Source organism: Zunongwangia profunda SM-A87, assembly GCF_000023465.1.
In the GTDB taxonomy this organism is placed as follows: domain Bacteria; phylum Bacteroidota; class Bacteroidia; order Flavobacteriales; family Flavobacteriaceae; genus Zunongwangia; species Zunongwangia profunda.
On record NC_014041.1, the window covers coordinates 3,242,762 to 3,261,825 of the forward strand.

At 36.9% G+C, this 19,064-nt stretch carries 11 protein-coding genes and 1 pseudogene; 6 read left to right on the forward strand and 6 right to left on the reverse strand.

The window, feature by feature from the left end:
• The 5 genes from ZPR_RS14175 to ZPR_RS14195 form a co-directional block, all read right to left on the reverse strand.
• Positions 1–1,359, reverse strand: coding sequence for a 3-keto-disaccharide hydrolase (locus ZPR_RS14175; RefSeq protein WP_013072409.1), 1,359 nt, complete (start codon positions 1,357–1,359; stop codon positions 1–3).
• Between the two features lie 973 nt (positions 1,360–2,332).
• Positions 2,333–2,641, reverse strand: coding sequence for a hypothetical protein (locus ZPR_RS14180; RefSeq protein ID WP_013072410.1), 309 nt, complete (start codon positions 2,639–2,641; stop codon positions 2,333–2,335).
• A 279-nt stretch (positions 2,642–2,920) separates the two neighbouring features.
• Complete coding sequence (xylA, locus tag ZPR_RS14185) at positions 2,921–4,231, reverse strand: xylose isomerase (RefSeq protein ID WP_013072411.1); 1,311 nt, start codon at positions 4,229–4,231, stop codon at positions 2,921–2,923.
• Between the two features lie 4 nt (positions 4,232–4,235).
• On the reverse strand, positions 4,236–5,723 hold the full coding sequence (locus tag ZPR_RS14190) for a xylulokinase (protein WP_013072412.1): 1,488 nt from the start codon (positions 5,721–5,723) through the stop codon (positions 4,236–4,238).
• 517 nt (positions 5,724–6,240) lie between these two features.
• Positions 6,241–7,371, reverse strand: a complete 1,131-nt coding sequence (locus ZPR_RS14195; RefSeq protein ID WP_013072413.1) for a formylglycine-generating enzyme family protein — start codon at positions 7,369–7,371, stop codon at positions 6,241–6,243.
• Between the two features lie 321 nt (positions 7,372–7,692).
• Here ZPR_RS14195 and ZPR_RS14200 point away from each other — a divergent pair, with 321 nt between their 5' ends.
• From ZPR_RS14200 to ZPR_RS14225, 6 genes are all read left to right on the forward strand, one after another.
• Positions 7,693–8,142, forward strand: coding sequence for a T9SS type A sorting domain-containing protein (locus ZPR_RS14200; protein ID WP_013072415.1), 450 nt, complete (start codon positions 7,693–7,695; stop codon positions 8,140–8,142).
• A gap of 6 nt (positions 8,143–8,148) precedes the next feature.
• On the forward strand, positions 8,149–14,574 hold the full coding sequence (locus ZPR_RS14205) for a glycohydrolase toxin TNT-related protein (RefSeq protein WP_013072416.1): 6,426 nt from the start codon (positions 8,149–8,151) through the stop codon (positions 14,572–14,574).
• A 4-nt stretch (positions 14,575–14,578) separates the two neighbouring features.
• On the forward strand, positions 14,579–15,049 hold the full coding sequence (locus ZPR_RS22595) for a hypothetical protein (RefSeq protein ID WP_013072417.1): 471 nt from the start codon (positions 14,579–14,581) through the stop codon (positions 15,047–15,049).
• 588 nt (positions 15,050–15,637) lie between these two features.
• A complete protein-coding gene (locus tag ZPR_RS14215; protein ID WP_013072418.1) occupies positions 15,638–15,895 on the forward strand; it encodes a hypothetical protein in 258 nt (85 codons plus the stop codon).
• 130 nt (positions 15,896–16,025) lie between these two features.
• Positions 16,026–17,291 carry an RHS repeat domain-containing protein gene (locus ZPR_RS14220; protein WP_013072419.1) on the forward strand — a complete coding sequence of 422 codons (1,266 nt, stop codon included), beginning with the start codon at positions 16,026–16,028 and terminating at the stop codon, positions 17,289–17,291.
• 9 nt (positions 17,292–17,300) lie between these two features.
• Entirely contained in the window at positions 17,301–17,702 is a 402-nt protein-coding gene (locus ZPR_RS14225; protein ID WP_013072420.1) for a hypothetical protein, read from the forward strand.
• 317 nt (positions 17,703–18,019) lie between these two features.
• Here ZPR_RS14225 and ZPR_RS14230 read toward each other — a convergent pair.
• Positions 18,020–18,836 (reverse strand): annotated as a pseudogene (locus tag ZPR_RS14230) (IS5 family transposase).
• Between the last annotated feature and the right edge of the window lie 228 nt (positions 18,837–19,064).

Genomic DNA, 19,064 nt, shown 5'->3' on the forward strand with positions numbered 1-19,064 from the left:
CTATAATGTTTTTATTTTAATATTCTTAAAAGATACCCGGTTACCATGGTCCTGCAGTAAAATGCGACCTTCTTCAAATTCTCCAAAACGATCCCATTTGGCATATTTACTTTCCGAAACCAATTTCCTGAAATCTTCGCTGCCCCGCTCATACTCCAATACTTTGGTGCCGTTTAACCAGTGTTCTACATGATTGTTTTTAGATATGATCCTTGCGGTGTTCCACGCTCCAACCGGATGAATGGGTTTATCGTGATCAGCCTTGATAAGGTCATAAAGAGAGGCTACGGTACGGCTACCTTCATGATTGCCCAATTTGGCATCTGGATGTTTATCATCGTCTAAAATCTGGTATTCCAGACCTATAGAAGAACCCGGGCCTCTATTAATATCTGTATCTACATAATATTTAATCCCGCTATTGGCTCCTTCGGTAATTTTAAAATCTGCTTTAAGCTCGAAATCTCCATATAATTCCTCGGTAACAATATCACCACCGGCTGCCGATTCGGCTCCACCACTGGCCAGTACAGTTAATATCCCGTTTTTGATCTCCCAACCTTGTTGTGGGAAGTCCTCTAAACGTGCACCTCGCCAACCTTCGGTGGTTTTACCATCCCAAAGCATTTTCCAGCCGTCTTTTTCCTCTGATGTGGTTAAGGTATTTTTAGTGGTCACAGGAGCGATTTGCATTTTTTGGGAATAGTGCTCCAGGCTATCGGTTTGAATACGGATATCCTTCCACATGATCGTTTTTCCAGGCTTATCATCTTTAGCTATGCTATGTACCTGCAGGGCTATAAATCCGCTTGCTGTTTTATCATCTATCAAAAAGCTGGCAGGAACTCCATTGATCCAGGTTTTTATGGTATCGCCTATGGCTTCTATACGATAATGGTTCCACTCCCCTTGTTTAAAAGCTTTTTGTGCTTTAGAATTATTATCCAAATCGACTAGCCAGCCTCTCCTACCTTCATCATAAATACCTGCACTCCATGCCCTTTCTGAAGGATCGATCTCAATTTGGTAACCATGTACCCTACCATTTTGATAAGAAGCAATACTGTTACTTCTAATCTGTATTCCCGAATTCATACTGGAATCCACTTTATAATCCAGTTCTAAGATAAAATCATCATACATTTTATCGGTAGTTAAAAAGGAATTGGGCGTATCGCTAACGGTCTTCCCTACAATTATGCCATCTTCTACTGCATAGTTAGCTTCCCCACCCATCTGGGTCCACCCCGAAAGATCCTGACCGTTAAATAAGGCCTTACCTGGTTTTTGTTTTTCTGAAGATTCCTTACAGGAAAAAATTAATACTAATAAAGCGAAAGAAAAAATGCGTAAATACATTATCAAATATTTAAAGATAAAACGATATAGCTATTCTAAAACTCAATATATAAATTAATATTTTAATAGAATATTATATTTTAAAAATTTTCCTTTCTAATCCTTTGATTTTTGAATAATTAGATAAAACGATTAATTTAAGACTTTAGATCTCTGTAAATTGTCATTATAAAAATTAGACTTCTCTATATTTTAATCTTTTTCCAGGTTTTTTATTAGCCTACTTAGAAAATTCAAACTACAGTAGCAATACATGCTAGATCCCAAAGGAATTAATATGGAATATTAAAGGAATCCTCCCTCTATAGCAAAAATCCTATATAATCTCTTATCCCCGATCTAAAGGAAACGAAATTCAAAATACGCTGACATTTGGAATTGAGAAGGTATCAGACTCGAAGACCAACTAATTCATTATTCAGGCAAAAATTTAAAATCAGATCAATGATAATACTATTGGATTAAAACAAAAAAATCAGGTGGTAAACTTAAATCTGAGAGATCGTTTATTTTGAAACAGGAAAATTTAGGAATTAGACTGGAAAGTGCATTGGATTACCGATAGCCATGACAAACCTTATGCTTCTCTTCCTGTTTTTGAAAAGAATTCATTTAAATAAAAAAGTTACTGCTGTTAAATGGTATATAAACAGACTGGTATATTTTCAACTTTTAATAACCAATCTGAATCCTTGATTGCAGGATTATAGCAAAGGTATTTTTTATCAGCCTATACAAATCGTTAAAACTCAAGAACAAATAATCTGAACTTTATTGATGCCAGTTATAACTTCAAATATGAAAAATACAGGTTAGATGAACAAGATGTCCTGATATTGTACCACACTGGAAATTAAAATTCTGTCTACAGCATCATACCAAATTAAAATTACCATATCAAAGAAGGGTATTAAAGAAGAAACATCAGTTTCAGCTTTAAAGCATTGTTGATATAGACTTATTTGATCTTAACCTAAGCATTCTGCATCCCAACAGAATTCATTAAATTTTTCAGATAAGGCACAAAATTTTCTCTGGATCTCAAGCGATCCCATTCCTCCCTTTTCTTAAATTCATCCTGAAATTTTCCCAAGAAGAAATTATAGATTTCAGGGTATTTTGAGGTATAAATTTCAAAATTAAAGATGACGAGATCCATTTTATATTCTGCCTTATCCCTTTGTCTTTTTCCAACTGCAATGAGAAGTAAAGCTTCTGCTCTTTTAAAGTCTGAAATAAATTGTTCTAAAACCTCGAAGTGACGTAAAATTAAGCGATTCATAAGAGTGATAATTATAATTAATGAATTATTTACACTAACAAATGTAATTTTCGCTTAAAGGTGTTTCAATACCCATGAGAGGGGATATTTCGATTTTTCTTACAAATTTTAAGCATTCTACTTTCAAAATTTGAAAGTAAGAACCTCATGGCTAGTTCATGAGGTATGAAACGGATAAGTTTTTACAATTTCGAAGGAAGTCTCGAAGTATTTGCCAATAAAAAAGAGGCTATCAAAAAATAGCCTCTCTTACATAAAATATTGGTTAAGTATGGATAATTAATAAGCATTAGCAATTATTTGCTCATAAAGTTCTTGTCTGCCACTTATTTTGCTTGGCTCTCCATTAGCATTCCCTAACTTACTTAATTGCTCTAAAGTAAGTTTTCCTGCTTCAAAATCTTTACCGCTACCACTATCAAAAGAAGCATAACGATCTTTTTTCAAGCCAGCATATTTTGTGTTTTTAAGAATATGATCTGCAGTAATTAAACCTCTTGCAAAAACATCCATTCCAGAGATATGCGCAATAAATTTATCTTCTAAATCGGTAGAGTTTCTTCTTACTTTTGCATCAAAGTTTATTCCTCCACCTTGTAAACCTCCACCTTCAAGAATAATCATCATAGCCTGTGTTACTTCAAAAAGATCGATTGGGAACTGATCGGTATCCCATCCGTTTTGATAATCACCACGGTTAGCATCGATACTTCCCAACATACCTGCATCGATAGCCGTTTGTAATTCATGCTCAAAAGTATGGCCTGCAAGTGTGGCGTGGTTTACTTCAATATTCAGTTTAAAATCGTCTTTAAGACCATATTTATTTATAAAACCTAAACAAGTTGCTGCATCATAGTCGTATTGATGTTTTGTTGGCTCCATAGGTTTTGGTTCTAAAAAGAAGTTCCCTTTAAATCCTTGTTTTCTGGCATAATCCCTACACATTCCCAAGAAAGTCGCCAAATGCTCCTGCTCTCTTTTCATATCGGTATTCAGGAGGCTCATATAACCTTCACGACCACCCCAAAAAACATAATTTTCACCACCTAAAGCGATAGTCGCATCTAATGCTATCTTAGCCTGTGCCCCTGCATAAGCTACCACATCAAAATTAGGATTTGTTGCGGCACCATTCATATATCTTGGATTACTGAACAAGTTAGAAGTACCCCAAAGTAATTTTAATCCGCTTTCTTCCTGCTTTTGTTTCGCATATTCAGTCATTGAATGAATTCTTTTCTCGAACTCTCCTAAAGTTGGAGCTTCGTCTACAATATCCACATCATGAAAACAGTAATAAGGTACACCAAGCTTCGTCATAAATTCAAAGGCAGCATCCATTTTATCCTTTGCCCGGGCTACGGGATCATCTTTTTTATCCCATTCAAAAATTTCGGTTTCAGCTCCAAAAGGATCTCCTCCTTTATTATTGAACGTATGCCAGTAGGCTACGGCAAATCTTAAATGCTCTTTTAAAGTTTTACCGGCTACCACCTTATTTTCGTCATAATATTTAAAAGCTAAAGGGTTATCACTCTCTTTACCTTCAAACTTTATGGTGTCGATATTCTTAAAATAATTACTCATAATATTAAAATTTAATGGCTTTTTTCCAGTTATTATAAATTGTTTTATAGGCTTCTACCAATGCTGGCTGAGGTGTTATGGTTTGTAAACATTCCAAACTATCAAAGGCTTCTTTTAAAGTTTTATAATGCCCATAACCATAGGCTGCACCTCTGGCCGCTCCGTCAGCACCGTTTGTTTTATATAGTTGAAGTGTGGTATTGGTCGTATTCACAAAAATTTCCTGAAAAACCGGACTCAGAAATAAGTTATCTTTACCGGCGCGTACTGTTTTTCCAGAAGCGCCAACTTCCTGCATAATTTCAAAACCGTAATTCATAGCAAATACGATTCCTTCACAGGCGGCTCGTACTAAATGAGAGGTTTTATGAATATTGAAGTTAAGATTCGATATTCCAGACAAAACTTCTTTATTCTGAAATATACGCTCTACGCCATTTCCGAAAGGATGAAAAAGCAAGCCTTCACTACCTGGTTTTGATTGTGCTGCCACTTCATTCAGATACTCATAATCAACAATATGATCACGTCCAGAAGACAAAATATTTCTTAACCACTGATAGAGAATTCCGGAACCATTGATACAGACCATCACTCCGTTTCTGTTTTCATTTTCCTGGTTATTTACATGTAAAAACGTATTAATCCTATTATCTTTATCAAAAGCATGATTTTCACTAACCGAATAAATTACTGCGGACGTTCCTGCAGTAGTCGCTATTTCACCCGGACTAAGTACATTTAAAGACATGGCGTTGTTGGGCTGATCTCCTGCACGATATGTAATTTTCACATCTTCTGAAAGCCCTAATTCTTTAGCTACTTTTGAAGAAACTAAAGCCTGATCTCCAAAGTTAGAAACCACTTCAGGAATCAATTCTTCTGAAATCCCATAATACTCAAGAATCTCTTTTGCCAGTCTGTTTTCTTTAAAATGCCAAAGCATCCCTTCAGATAAGCCTCCTTTACTAATTTGCGGTTTTTCACTAAATCTGGCAGCGATATAATCACCAGGTAACATCATATAAGCCGCTTTCTTATAAATTTCTGGCTCATTTTCTTTTACCCATTTTAATTTTGAAGCCGTAAAATTACCCGGACTTCCTAAAATCATATCATGACATTGCTCTTCTCCTATTTCCTCAAAAGCCTTATCTCCGATGGCAGCAGCACGGCTATCACACCAAATTATTGAAGGCCGTACAGGATTTAAATGACTATCGGTTAATACCAAACCATGCATCTGGTAAGCAATACCAATAGCTTTTATTTGGGTTAAATCAATTTGATATTCAGATTGTAAACGTTGTAGCGCTATTTTAACGTTTTCCCACCATTGATTCGGGTCCTGTTCTGCCCAACCTGGCTGTAAGGCTTCCATTGCCATTTCAGATTTTGGTTCTCCAACAGCTGCAATGCTTTGTTGAGAATCAGCATCGAAAATCGATAATTTTACTGAGCTACTTCCCAGATCTATTCCTAAAAAATACATTCTAAGTCCATTTTATTAGTCTCTGAAACAATTTTTCAGCACACTAATAGTTTATTTGACTACAAGTATAATTTAAATTTTGAATATTATCAAAATTTATAGGATAAAAATGACTAATAATTAAATTAAAATTGAATTATTAATATATAAACTAGTTTATCTGAGTTTTGATTATATTAATTCTACAATTTTAAATAAAATGAAATAAAACTTTTAATCAAATAAAATACCTCGGGAGCATGTCCCAAGGTATCCAGGTGAAAACCTTTTTAATCTTAAATTAAGACTTGGCGAATTCATCCAAGAATGATGACTCAACCCCAGTAATAACGACTTATTTTCTGGGTTGTCGATAGCCTTTTAGGCTTTGCCATATTTTTCCAAGGCTAACTGCAATTTGTTTCCGGAAAAGACTTCAAACACTAATAGTAAACTTATAATCAAATCTTGTATCATTGAGTGACTTTTCATCTTTAACCGGACAATAGCGATTTATTTGGTATGATTTTAAATATACCTATTTTACCCGCTTTACTGTTCTAAAACCCAAATGATCTGTACCAGAATCCATTGATGTTCCCATTCTAGATGAAATACGATAACTGGCACAATAGGATTTATTACATAAAAAGGAACCTCCTTTTATCACTTTTTCCTTTTGGTAAGGATTGTCTTCATTAAAATAAGTGGTCGATCCTTTAGGGTTTAATAACTCCCCCTGTTGTAAAGCATCCTGATAATATCTGGTATTAAAATTATCTTTAGTAAATTCCCAAACATTACCCGCCATATCATATAAATTAAGACTGTTTGACGGAAAAGATTTTACCGGTGCGGCATATTTATAACCATCTTCTGGAATATTTTTAACCGGAAATTCTCCCTGCCAGGTATTAGCTTCTTTATTCAACTTAGATTCGTCGTCACCCCAGGTGTAAATTCCGCCATGAAGTTTACCATGTGCTGCCGCTTCCCACTCAGCTTCAGTAGGTAGGTCACGCCCTGCCCAACTGGCATAGGCCAAAGCATCTTCATAAGCTATATGAACTACCGGGTAATTATCTTTTCCTTCTATATCGCTTTGTGGTCCTTGCGGATGTTTCCAATCGGCTCCCGTTTTCCATTCCCACCACTGGCCGTAATCATTAAGGTTGGCTATATTTTCCAGCTCTTTTTTAAATATTAAAGAGCCTGGTTGTAAAACACTATCAGGGGGTTTGGGGGTTCCCGGTGGTAGTTGTTTTTTCATTTGTTCCCAATCGATTGGGCGCTCTGCCACGGTCACATATCCTGTTTCAGCTGTAAATTTTTTAAACTGTGCATTGGTTACTTCGGTTTGATCTATAAAAAAACCGTCTACTGCCACAGGATGTGCTGGTTTTTCTCTAGGTAAAGCATAAGGATCACCTTCTGATGCTCCCATTGTAAATTTTACACCAGATACCCAAACCATACCTTCTGGAGTTTCAATTTCTTCTGGTTGCTGTTTCAAAAGATCTTCAGGGTTTACCGTATTGCTTTTTTGTGAAGTTTGTAACTCGGTATCCTTGCTTTCATTAGTTTTCAATTCTCTTTTTTCCTCTTCATTTTTACAGGAATAAAAAAACAGACTAAAAAAAAGAATAGCATATATTGATAATTTTAGCATTGAATTATTTTTTATCAAAAGTAATGAGTATCTGACAGAAATCATACCTTATCTGTTCGTAGTAATTTTAATCCTTCAATAGGAAATTCAAATTTTCTTCGATGAGCAGTCCTATATAAATTTCCCAAAATCTATAATCCAATAGTTGTTGGTACTTTTTGATAAAAATATCAGTAATCAAATGTATCAGTAAAAACGATTAATCAATTATAATTGGAAATTTATCGAGTAAAATGTGTTAAATTTTCTTAACGTATCTTAAAATAATATAATTTTGACCCACCCTACAAAACTGTTCTTCAACTAAATACTTTTTTAAAAATGGTTAAAAAACTACTAGTTTGTGTAGGGCTTCTGCTGTGCCTAAATTCCTACGCGCAAGATCTCACATTTACCTACGATGCTGCGGGAAATCAAACATTTCGTGGACCAGGTCAGACAACTACTTCCATTCAAAATTTTGCCGCTACCAGTAATGATACGATTCAAAATCTTGAGAATACACCTATCAATGATGAACTTATCGTTATCAATGCCGCGCCAAATCCAACCTCTGGCCATATTCGTGTAGAATGGCAAAATACTTCTCAAGTTTATTTTAAAGAAATGACCCTTCTAACCTACACCAACCAGGCCCTTTCCAGATATCAATTTAATAAGGATACCAACAGCTATGCCATTGACCTATCAAGATATCCACAGGGCGTTTATATAGCTATTTTTACTACTAACCGTGGTACCACCCAACCTTATAGAATCATTAAAAAATAAATCGCTATGAAAACAAAACTACTTTTAATATTCTTGCTTTTAAATTTAGGGTTGGTTTACGGTCAGGAAGAAATTTTTAGCGTTAAGAAATTAGCGCCTTTAGCAATTGAACGTAAGCAGGACAATACTGGTCTTGAGAACCAAATCATGCTGGAAACCACCCCAATGGCTACTTCCAGTAGCGCTGATAATGCAAACATTGCCGAAACCAAAGGGGAACTTTCTGTTTCCCAAACGGGCGGGGCCAATTATACCGTCCCCATTGCAGTACCGCCTGGTATAAATGGAGTACAACCCGAAATCGCATTAACCTATAACAGTCAGGCAGGTAATGGAATGGCTGGCTATGGTTGGAATATCTCAGGAATTTCGGTGATAACAAGACTACCTCAAACCACCTTTCATAATAGTAATATTACGGCTATTGATCTTTCGCAAACCGATCAGTTCTCCCTTGACGGACAACGGTTGATGCTTAAAAGTGGGACGTATGGGGCCAGTGGTTCTGTTTATGAAACCGAAAATTTTTCAAATGTTAAAATTGAAGCTTTTTCTAGCTATTATAATGGCCCTGGATATTTTAAAGTGAGTTATCCTGATGGGTCGTATGCCTATTACGGGCAGACCTCTAATTCCAAATCACGCATGGATTATGCGATTACCTATTGGCAGAACGCACAGGGGTTGAGGATCAGCTATGAGTACGTTTCCTCGAATAATTCTTTAAGTATTAGCAAGATAAAATATGGGGCAAGAACAACCAGCACCCCCATCAATGAAATCCAATTTGTGTATAAAGCCAGAACGCGCCCGGAACAATCTTACGTCGGTGGACTACGGTTCGTTAGAAATACTATTTTATCAAGTATCAAGGTTATAGGAAACGGAACGGAGTTTAGAAGGTATGATGTAACACAAACCGCCAACACTTTAGGGTTTGAACGTTTGACCAAAATTCAGGAAAAAAGTGGTGATGGTCAGGAAAGTTACGCACCGATCAATTTTAACTATAGCACTACCCCTCAGCAAATCAACATAGCCGCAGCAAATGGGAATATTGGTTTGAACAATGTGGAACAGCGTAATGCTATTGCAACCCCTTTTGATATTGACGGTAAAGGAATTGTAGACTTTTCTATTCATTCCAAAACAGCATCTCAAAGGGATAAATTCTGGGTAATCGAGAATGCTCGGGATAATACAGGACAACTTTATCCTTATGAGGTAAGCGTGGGGTCTTTTGAAACATTATTTCCTATTGTACGCGCTAACCAGAATGATATTGTTCTATCGGGCCAAGCCCTTGCTGTGGTTCAAAAGTCGGGCACTTCAGATATCAAATTCCGGGTGATCCATAAAACTCTGGGATCGTTTTATCAACATTTCTCAAAAACCTGGAGTGCACCTACTTATACCAATCAATACTCCTGTGATTTAAATTCGCCGCAGCAACGGGTACCCCTCGAATTTCTCTCTGGTGATTTTAATGGAAATGGGATTACCGATATCATCGCAATCTCAAAACCTTATTCTTCCAGCACTTGTTATCAGATCCTTCCTCAACCGGGACAACCCTGTGGGCTAAATCCTGGACTTTCCAGCACCAACATTACCGCTACCGGTAAGGCTAATGCCACTGAAGTAGTTCAGGATTCACTAGCTTCTGGCACCCAGCTCGTATCGCAACAGGCAATTCCCATCGATGAGGGATGTTGCGACTGTGAAACGTATAATCATAACAGCTCAAGTGTATATTTAGTGGATATGAAAATGAGTAGCACCTCTAATTTTGTAAAAAATGCTGGGATGCTCAATCAATATTTAAGATCCACTGATAATTTGATGACCGCTGATGTCAATGGAGATGGAAAAACCGACATTATCCAAGTAAGAAAAGGGGCTATCTATGTATATTCTTTCAATCAGGCCAATAATATAAGTCTTTTATTTTCTTATTCCCATAATGATATTCTTCTTGATAAAGATTTCCCTATGCTGTTAGGAGATTATAATGGGGATGGAAAAACAGATTTCATGTTCCCAAAAGCAGACAATTCGTCACAGTTCACTTTATTTTTAGCCACAGGTAATGGATTTACCCCTACAACCGGATCCCAACCATTTACCTATAAAAAAACAGTATGGGATGGTGGCGATGGGGTTGGCACCATGTATGGTTACAATCTTATCCCAACGGATATCAATGGGGATGGGCGCACCGATATCTTAGATTATAGAACTACAACATATAACAATAGTTCTTCTGGAAGCCAAAGCATTAAGGTATACAGAAATATAGCACCAACTTCTACCTATGCAGATCCTAAATTTGCCTACCTAACGACAAAATCGCAATCCGGCTATCTAAAACACTACCCCATCCCCATATTTTTAAATTCTGAGCAAGGAAATTTTAACCTGGAATTTTGTTCGATTAGTGACGGAAGTATTACCGCTTTTGAATTTACCCAGGACAATCAGGAGGATATGCTCTTACGGGGGGTTTCCCAAAACGGCGTGAACTACTCCATCAATTATGCGGATCTTTTAAAGAATACTTATGACCCGAATTATGGGACAATATATACTTCAGGCTACGAACAAAGTTATCCTTACATTGATATCGATAATGCACCTAATCTTAAGGTTGTTGCTTCCCTAAATCGAGCCGGAAGTGGATTAACGACCATTAAAAGGGATTTTCAGTATCACGGTGCTGTAACGCATATGACGGGCTTGGGATTTGCAGGTTTCCAGGGATTCTCTGCTACCAACTGGTATGCGACCTCCAGCCAGCGCATTTTTAATGTGGTGCAAAATGATATTCATAAGCGTGGAGCACCTCTATTGGAGTATTCGACAAACACTTATGCCAACTTAAGTTCGGCGCCTTCTGGTTATATATCAAAAACCTCATTTACCTATAGCACCCCCACAATAGCCGCTAATAAAGTCTATAAAATATATAAGACCGCTTCCGCTACCGAGGACCAATTAAACGGTTTTACCGTTAACCAATCCTTTAGCTATGACAGCTATTTAAACCCTACTGTAATTACCACAAATTACTCCACCGGGGAGACGGAACGTAAAGAATTCACTTATGCGAACAGTACTTCCAGTAATTATTATATAGGCCGCCCTACAAAACAGGTTTTAAAAACGACGATAGACGGTAATTTATTTACCACGGAAGAATCCTATACGTATAATTCCTATGGTTTTATTACCAATAAATCAATAAAGGCGAATGGGAGTACCCCTATAACAACCACCTATTCACCTGATAGCTATGGTAACATCCTTTCTGAAACCATAAGCCCCCCTGGAGAAAGTTCAAGAACGGTTAGTTATGAATATGACTCGGGTACACACCGGTTTATTACCAAGAAAACAGACCATGAAGGTCTGGAAACTACTTTTGAGTATAATCCCTATAGTGGCAACTTGTTGTCCGAAACCAATCCTTTTGGTTTTACGACCACCTATAGTTATGACAGTTGGAACCGGCCGGTTTCATTGCTCGATTATCTGGGGAACACCAGCACGACAAGCTATACCAAATCAGGCTATGACTACACGGTAACCACTTCAATGCCGGATGGGAGTGGTAAAGTTTCCGTATACAATAAACTACAGCAGCTTATTGAAAAACGTCATAAAAATGGAATGGGACAATGGGTAAAGCAGAAATTTGAATATGATGAGCTGGATCGGGTAAAACGGGAAAGCGAACCTTATTTTAATTCCCCAACCCAATGGAATACCACGGAATATGATAATTATGGACGGATTAAAAAGAAAACTTCCTTTACTGGAAAGACCATACACATCACTTATAGTGGAGCCACAACGACCATTGATGATGGTTCCAAAACAGAGACCATAACCAAAGATGCGATGGGTAATATTACCCAAAAATCAACTTCCGGCACCGGCACCATAGCCTATACCTATTTTGGAAATAAAAACCTAAAATCGACCACTTTCAGTGGTTCAACCACCACTATTCAACAGGATGCATGGGGACGTAAAACAAAGATTATAGACCCGTCTGCCGGAACCTTTACGTATCAATATGACGGTTATGGTCAAGTCACCAATGAAAATAATCCAAAGGGACAGATTGCCTACACGTATGATAATGCGGGGAGGATACTTACAAAAACGTACTCTGGAAGCAGCACCATGGCTATTACCTACAACTATAATAGTACCACAAAACTATTGACTTCCATTGCTATGACCGGGGATAGTAACAATAGTACGTACTCCTATGCGTATGATAGCTACCATCGTTTGCTCACTGAAAACGAAAGTACGCCTTTTGCCCAGTTTGAAACCAAGTACACGTATAATTCCCTAAACCAGGTGGCCACGGAAGAATATAAGGCCACACGATCCGGGAAAATCAGTACCAAGAAAGTCAAAAACACGTATCAATATGGCGGGCTAAAGAATATCCGGGATAATACCACCAATAGCCTATTGTGGGAATTAGGGTCGTTGAATGAAAGAGGGCAGCTTCTTAGCGCTACCCTGGGTGCCAATATGGAAGAAATAAACGAATATGACTCCATGGGCTACCTCACCGCTTTGAAAACCCGAAAAACCCAATCGGGATCCCCAATTACCCTGATGAACCTGGGGTTTGATTTTAATCAACAAACCGGCTTGCTACAAAGCCGCAGTAACAGTGTATTTAACTGGAATGAAAGTTTTAGTTATGATGATCTGGAAAGGCTTACCGGTTTTATAGATAATACCGGGAATAATTCCCAGCAATATGATAATATGGGAAGGATCACTGAAAATTCCATGATTGGGGATTATGGATATACCGGTTCCTCTTTCCAACAGGCTTCGTTAACCTTTAACACTAAAGGAACGGCCTATTATAACAATTTGGATCAACAGACCATTTCTTATAATGCATTTAATAAACCCATAGAAATCAACGAATATGGGAAAGACCGGGTAAGCTTTCAGTACAATGCCTTTGAGGGTCGCTCCAATATGTATTATGGAGGGACACAGAGCAATAAAAACCAAAGGCGCTATCAAAAACATTATTCGGCCAATGGTAAAATGGAGGTTAAATTTGATTCCCAATCAAACAAAACCACCTTTGTGACCTATATTGGTGGTGATGCCTATTCCGCCCCTTTAATATTTCATGAAGAAAAAGGAAGCAGTACGGCCTCCAATTATTTTTACCTGCATAAGGATTATCTGGGAAGTATCTTATCGATTACCGATAGCAATGGTAATTTTAAGGAAAAACGCCATTTTGATGCCTGGGGGAAAATTGTAAAACTTACCGACGGCAATAACAACAACCTTACCAGTTTTAACATATTGGACCGGGGGTATACCGGGCATGAGCATTTACTGGGAGTAGGGATCATTCATATGAACGGGCGTTTATATGATGCCATGCTCCACCGGTTCTTAAGTCCCGATAATTATGTGCAGGATCCATCCAATCCCCTAAATTTTAACCGGTATTCCTATGTACTTAATAATCCTCTACTTTATACCGACTATTCTGGTAATCTTTTTGGTATTGACGATTTAATAGCAGGAGTTATTGGCGGCGTAGTCAATTTAGCCGCAAATATTATACAAGGTAATATTAAAGGTGGATTTTGGGAAGTGGTGGGAAAAGGGGCTGCTGCCTTTGGTTCTGGTTTTGGGGCAGGTGTTTTAGCTACTTATGGACCCGCAGGATGGGCTGCCGGAGGAGCTTTGGTTGGTGGCACAAATGCTTGGTTAGCAGGCGAAGATGTTGGTAATGGTATTCTAACAGGTGCGATATCAGGAGTGATTGGTGGACAATTTGGTAAGTGGGCACAAAAAATTGGATCGGTTGTAATCCAAGGTATAAGAACAAGTTCTCCTGTTTTAAAGGGTGTTATAGGAGGTGCTATTGGTGGTGGATTGGGTAGCGGTTTTACTGGTTTCACGATGTCAATTGCATCGGGAGCTTCTCTGGATGAATCTTTAAAAGCCGGATGGAAACAAATGCAGATAGGCTTCGCAGTTGGAGGTGCTGTAGGAGGAGGAACATCATATCGCTATGCTAAATCACAAGGTATTGATCCTTTGAATGGAAAAAGGGCAAGTTGGCCTACTAATGATGGATTTGCAGAAACTCCTAAAACTCAAATCTTAGATAAAAACATGATTCTTGATAGATATGGTTCAGACGATGGTTATTATCTCGCACCTGAAGGTACACCCTTTAGTGCTAGGTCTCTCCCTGACTACTATAAAAAACTGGAACTTAATACATATCAAGTAATTAAACCTTTTCCTGTTTCATCGGGAACTTCAGCACCATACTTTTTTCAAAGTGGTGGAGGAATTCAATATAAAACACCTTATACTATGAACCAATTAATTAAATTAGGTTACCTTAAAAAATTATAGCATTATGAATATTGAAAGTCTTAAAAATAAATTAGCATTATTAGATATACCTAAAATTTACTCTATTTCTAAAGAAGAAAATTCAAAATTTTGTTTAGTGCAAGAAAATAATTTTTGGTTTTTTTTTAAATTAGAAAACAACAAGAGAAAATTCCTAAAATTTTTCGAAAATGAAATTGATGCTACTACTTTTTTTTTGAATTTTATGGAAGACAATTTTAAGATTGAAAAGGAAATAACTTTTATAGCCAGCTTAGCTTATAAAGACATTTTTTTAATTAATAATTTTAACATATGGGATATGGAATGGAATCCATTAAATAGATCATTTTTGGTTAAAGACCCAAAATACCATAATATGCATTTATTTGACACCTATGAATTTAGAATTCATAATGAAAAGGCTATAACTCTAATTGCTGGTGAATTCTCCAATAATATATGGGGTTTTTATAATTTAACATTTAATTATTAAATTTCAAGTTATTGTAGTTACCAAAATATTTTAAGACATTTCGAATAGAGACTGTGCGAAAAATATTTTTTGTAAAATTTTTAATGAATAGAATTCAAAATAAACATATTTTTAATAAGCTTATCTTAATGAATTAATCGTCTGAGAGTATTTAATTTAAATATTCGTAACAAAAAAAGAGGCTGTTTTACTTTTAAGACAGCCTCTTTTTTATTGAGAAGTAGTTTTTTTTTTAAAACTAATTTCGCTCTCGTAAGAGATTTTTTCTTAAACTATGTAAGTAGAAAAATAGGCAAGTTTTAAACCACATAATATTTGTTTTTTTATTATTCATACAGCAATGATAATTCAGAAGGTAATTAAGGATATAGAGGGAGCAGGATTTAATAAAGTGTTTGAGGGAAAGGGAATGATCCATTTTGAACATTAAGGTCTGAAAATCAGATTAGACCCACCACAGCCAGGAATACCATTTAGTCATATGCAATTAAACTATGGAGGTAATAAAAATGCTTACTATATTTTTCTCAATCCAGTGAATTATAAGAGCCAGCGGCACATATTCCAATTAGATAAATGCATATAAATATGGAAAGGAAATTAGAATATTCGTTTGATGATGAGGTAGCAAATAAATTTTGCTATGATATGGAAAACAAAAAGATTAAATTTCATTTTAGAGGATATTATGATGCTTTAAGCAGTCAGTATATTGATAAGTCTAGCATATGGGTTATTGAAAATTGGTCTAACGCAAAAAGTAAATTTAGTTCAGAAAGTTCCTTTAATGATTTAGAGCAACATTTGGATATAGTGAGTATGGTATTTTCGGCAGAAATAAACTAGACCTCTTTAACGCTAACGGTCAATACGATTGATAATCGTTACATTGATCCGCTGTTTGATAGTCCTCAAATTGAGTTTAAGATAAAGCAAAAGCTCGATTAAATCCACTAGCTATGCCTATTCTGCCCCTTTGATATTTCATGAAGAAAAAGGAAGCAGTACGGTTTCCAATTATTTTTACCTGCATAGGGATTATCTGGGAAGTATCTTATCAATTACCGATAGCAATGGTAATTTTAAGGAAAAGCGCCATTTTGATGCCTGGGGGAAAATTGTAAAACTTACCGATGGCAATAACAACAACCTTACCAGTTTTAACATATTGGACCGGGGGTATACCGGGCACGAGCATTTACTGGGGGTAGGGATCATTCATATGAACGGGCGTTTATATGATGCCATGCTCCACCGGTTCTTAAGTCCCGATAATTATATGCAGGATCCATCCAATCCCCTCAACTTTAATCGGTATTCCTATGTACTGAATAATCCGTTGAAATATATTGATCCTAGTGGGGAACTTTTTGAAGAAATAGGAAGATGGATCAAGAAAAATGCTAAAATCATTACATTTGTAGCTACGGTAGCTGTTGCCGTTGTTGCGACAGTTGCAACGGCTGGAATGGCAAGTCCTTTACTCGCAAGTGTAATTGTAGGCGGTGCAGCTGGATTTACCGCTGGGGCAGTCGGCACTTGGACAACTGGAGGGAGTTTTTGGGATGGCGTAGGCAATGGATTGATTCAAGGCGGTATTGGGGCCGCGGCCGGGGCGGCCGGGCCCTGGGCCGGGGGATGGGCTTCGAAGCATGTAAGCCAGGTCGTAATCAATGGAATCAGAGTAAATGGAGCCGCTATTAAAGGTTTTTTTGGAGGTGCAATTGGTGGAGGATTTGGAGGCTTTGCAAGTGGGACTACAGCAGGTCTTCTATCCGGAGAAAAATTTAGCGATGCCATTGCCATGGGAGCTAAAAGCGCCATGTACGGAGCCGCATTAGGCGCTGCAGCTGGTACGGCACAGGGATTTAGATATGCTAAGGACAATAATTTAAATCCTTGGAATGGCGATTTAAAAGGTGCTAGTGGAAGTAAGTATGCCTTTGGTCTTAAGAACGTAGTTTCAAAGTTTGCAGATGATATGGTTGTAATACATTTAATGAAAGATCCCAATTGGAAGAGTAGCTTTATTAAGGCTATCAATGATCCGAACAACGAGCTTCATTTTAATCTTAACGGAATAGATAGCAAGCCAATGCAGATGATTATGAGTCCTGGTCGGTCAGGTATCAACTGGGAAATGAATGCATTGTATCAGAACTCAGCTGCGTTTGAAAGAACCATATTCCATTATGGAGGTAATACTTATAAAGGATTTGATGTATTTAAAATAACTCTATAAAAGATTGACATGGCAATTTATAGTAATCAAAATCAGGAATTTCAAATTGTAGACTTTTCAGCTACTCATAGTCAGTTGCTTTTGAGAAGTTTTAAAACAAAAGATAGAGAATACAATATTGATATCATAGTTAAGGGTGTTGGGCTTTTACTTCTGCCCACATCTTTTCTTGGGATAGAGATATCTTTATTAGAAAATAAGGAGACAATATCTTTCCTTAAAGACAAATTCTCTTTCAATAATGAATACGATAATCGTATTTTTTCTATAAAAGACAATCAAGGCAGAGTGTATTATATCAATGCTTTATGCTTTGGTGTATACCACAATAAATTAGATATTCTTGAAACAAGCATTGGGCGATATGACATGGAAAGTTTGGGCGAACTTGAAAAATGGTATGCAGATTAGTCTTTAGTTATTTTAAGAATATGATGCCCTGTCAGCAATGATGGGGCTTTATCATTTTATATAAGCTCTTTTGACTTTAAAATCCTTAAAGCCCTATCAATCATATTTATATAATTAAACCTTTTCCTGTTTCATCGGGAACTTCAGCACCATATTTTTTTTCAAAGTGGTGGAGGAATTCAATATAAAACACCTTATACTATGAACCAATTAATTAAATTAGGTTACCTTAAAAAATTATAGCATTATGAATATTGAAAGTCTTAAAAATAAATTAGCATTATTAGATATACCTAAAATTTACTCTATGAACTCATTTAAACTTTTTTCTTCTTAAATTTTTTTAGTGCAATTACCACGAACGCGAGATAATTGAAGCCTTTCCAGCTTGTCACTGAACCTGTTGAGCAATGAACGGAAGCTATCCATCCATGCATTGGTGCGTTCAATTGAATATCTCTCATCGTAGAGTTCCTGGTCGAAGTAATCATCCCTGTCTTTATCGCCATTGCGCTTGTTTTGACATACATTCGCATTGATCTCCTTTTTCTCGCAAGCCCTGCGGAACTCCTTTGTGTCAAAACCTGCATCTGCATTAAGGAACAGCCCTTCTACTGGTATTTGTGCTTCTTCAAGGGTTGCTGTCACAATCTCGAACTGTACCTCAATGTCGAAGATATCGTTGTGATTACCGGCTACTGGCTCAGACATTGCTAAAGGAAGCCCTTGTCTATCAATCAAATAAAGAGCGTTGGTAGTATTACGTTTCTTCCTTCCCTGATATTCGACCTGTTCCCCACCTCTGATCGCTGGGGTATGACTGCCGTCAAGGTCGACACTGGAAAGGTCGAGATTGGATTTGTAGCGTTCCAAAAGCTTTGTCCAGCACTCATACCAGAAACCACAGAGGCACCATTTACGGTAATGATGATAGACCGATTGCCAGCTTAAATATTTCTGGCCAAAAAGGGCTTTGACAGGTAACTGGTGCCATTGCACTCCAGTCTTTAGTTTATACAAGATCCCGTTGACTATTTCAGTCAAGGGAGCCGTGGGCTGGAAACCTCTACTTGTTCTTGGAATAAATGGCACAATTTCAATTTCTATTATATCTTTGTCTAGTACTGTGTACATAAAGGGTTGTTTTGGATTGTTTTATGTTTTGCAACACAAATATCCGCAACCCTTTTTTATTTCTGGAGAAAGCTTAAATCCCTTCATCTAAAGAAGAAAATTCAAAATTTTGTTTAGTGCAAGAAAATAATTTTTGGCTTTTTTTTAAATTAGAAAACAACAATAGAAAATTCTTAAAATTTTTCGAAAACGAAATTGATACTACTACTTTTTTTTGAATTTTATGGA

Coding starts and splice junctions, on each gene's coding strand:
- ZPR_RS14175 (WP_013072409.1), bottom strand. CDS start 1,359: ATGTATTTACGCATTTTTTCTTTCGCTTTATTAGTATTAATTTTTTCC.
- ZPR_RS14180 (WP_013072410.1), bottom strand. CDS start 2,641: ATGAATCGCTTAATTTTACGTCACTTCGAGGTTTTAGAACAATTTATT.
- xylA (WP_013072411.1), bottom strand. CDS start 4,231: ATGAGTAATTATTTTAAGAATATCGACACCATAAAGTTTGAAGGTAAA.
- ZPR_RS14190 (WP_013072412.1), bottom strand. CDS start 5,723: ATGTATTTTTTAGGAATAGATCTGGGAAGTAGCTCAGTAAAATTATCG.
- ZPR_RS14195 (WP_013072413.1), bottom strand. CDS start 7,371: ATGCTAAAATTATCAATATATGCTATTCTTTTTTTTAGTCTGTTTTTT.
- ZPR_RS14200 (WP_013072415.1), top strand. CDS start 7,693: ATGGTTAAAAAACTACTAGTTTGTGTAGGGCTTCTGCTGTGCCTAAAT.
- ZPR_RS14205 (WP_013072416.1), top strand. CDS start 8,149: ATGAAAACAAAACTACTTTTAATATTCTTGCTTTTAAATTTAGGGTTG.
- ZPR_RS22595 (WP_013072417.1), top strand. CDS start 14,579: ATGAATATTGAAAGTCTTAAAAATAAATTAGCATTATTAGATATACCT.
- ZPR_RS14215 (WP_013072418.1), top strand. CDS start 15,638: ATGGAAAGGAAATTAGAATATTCGTTTGATGATGAGGTAGCAAATAAA.
- ZPR_RS14225 (WP_013072420.1), top strand. CDS start 17,301: ATGGCAATTTATAGTAATCAAAATCAGGAATTTCAAATTGTAGACTTT.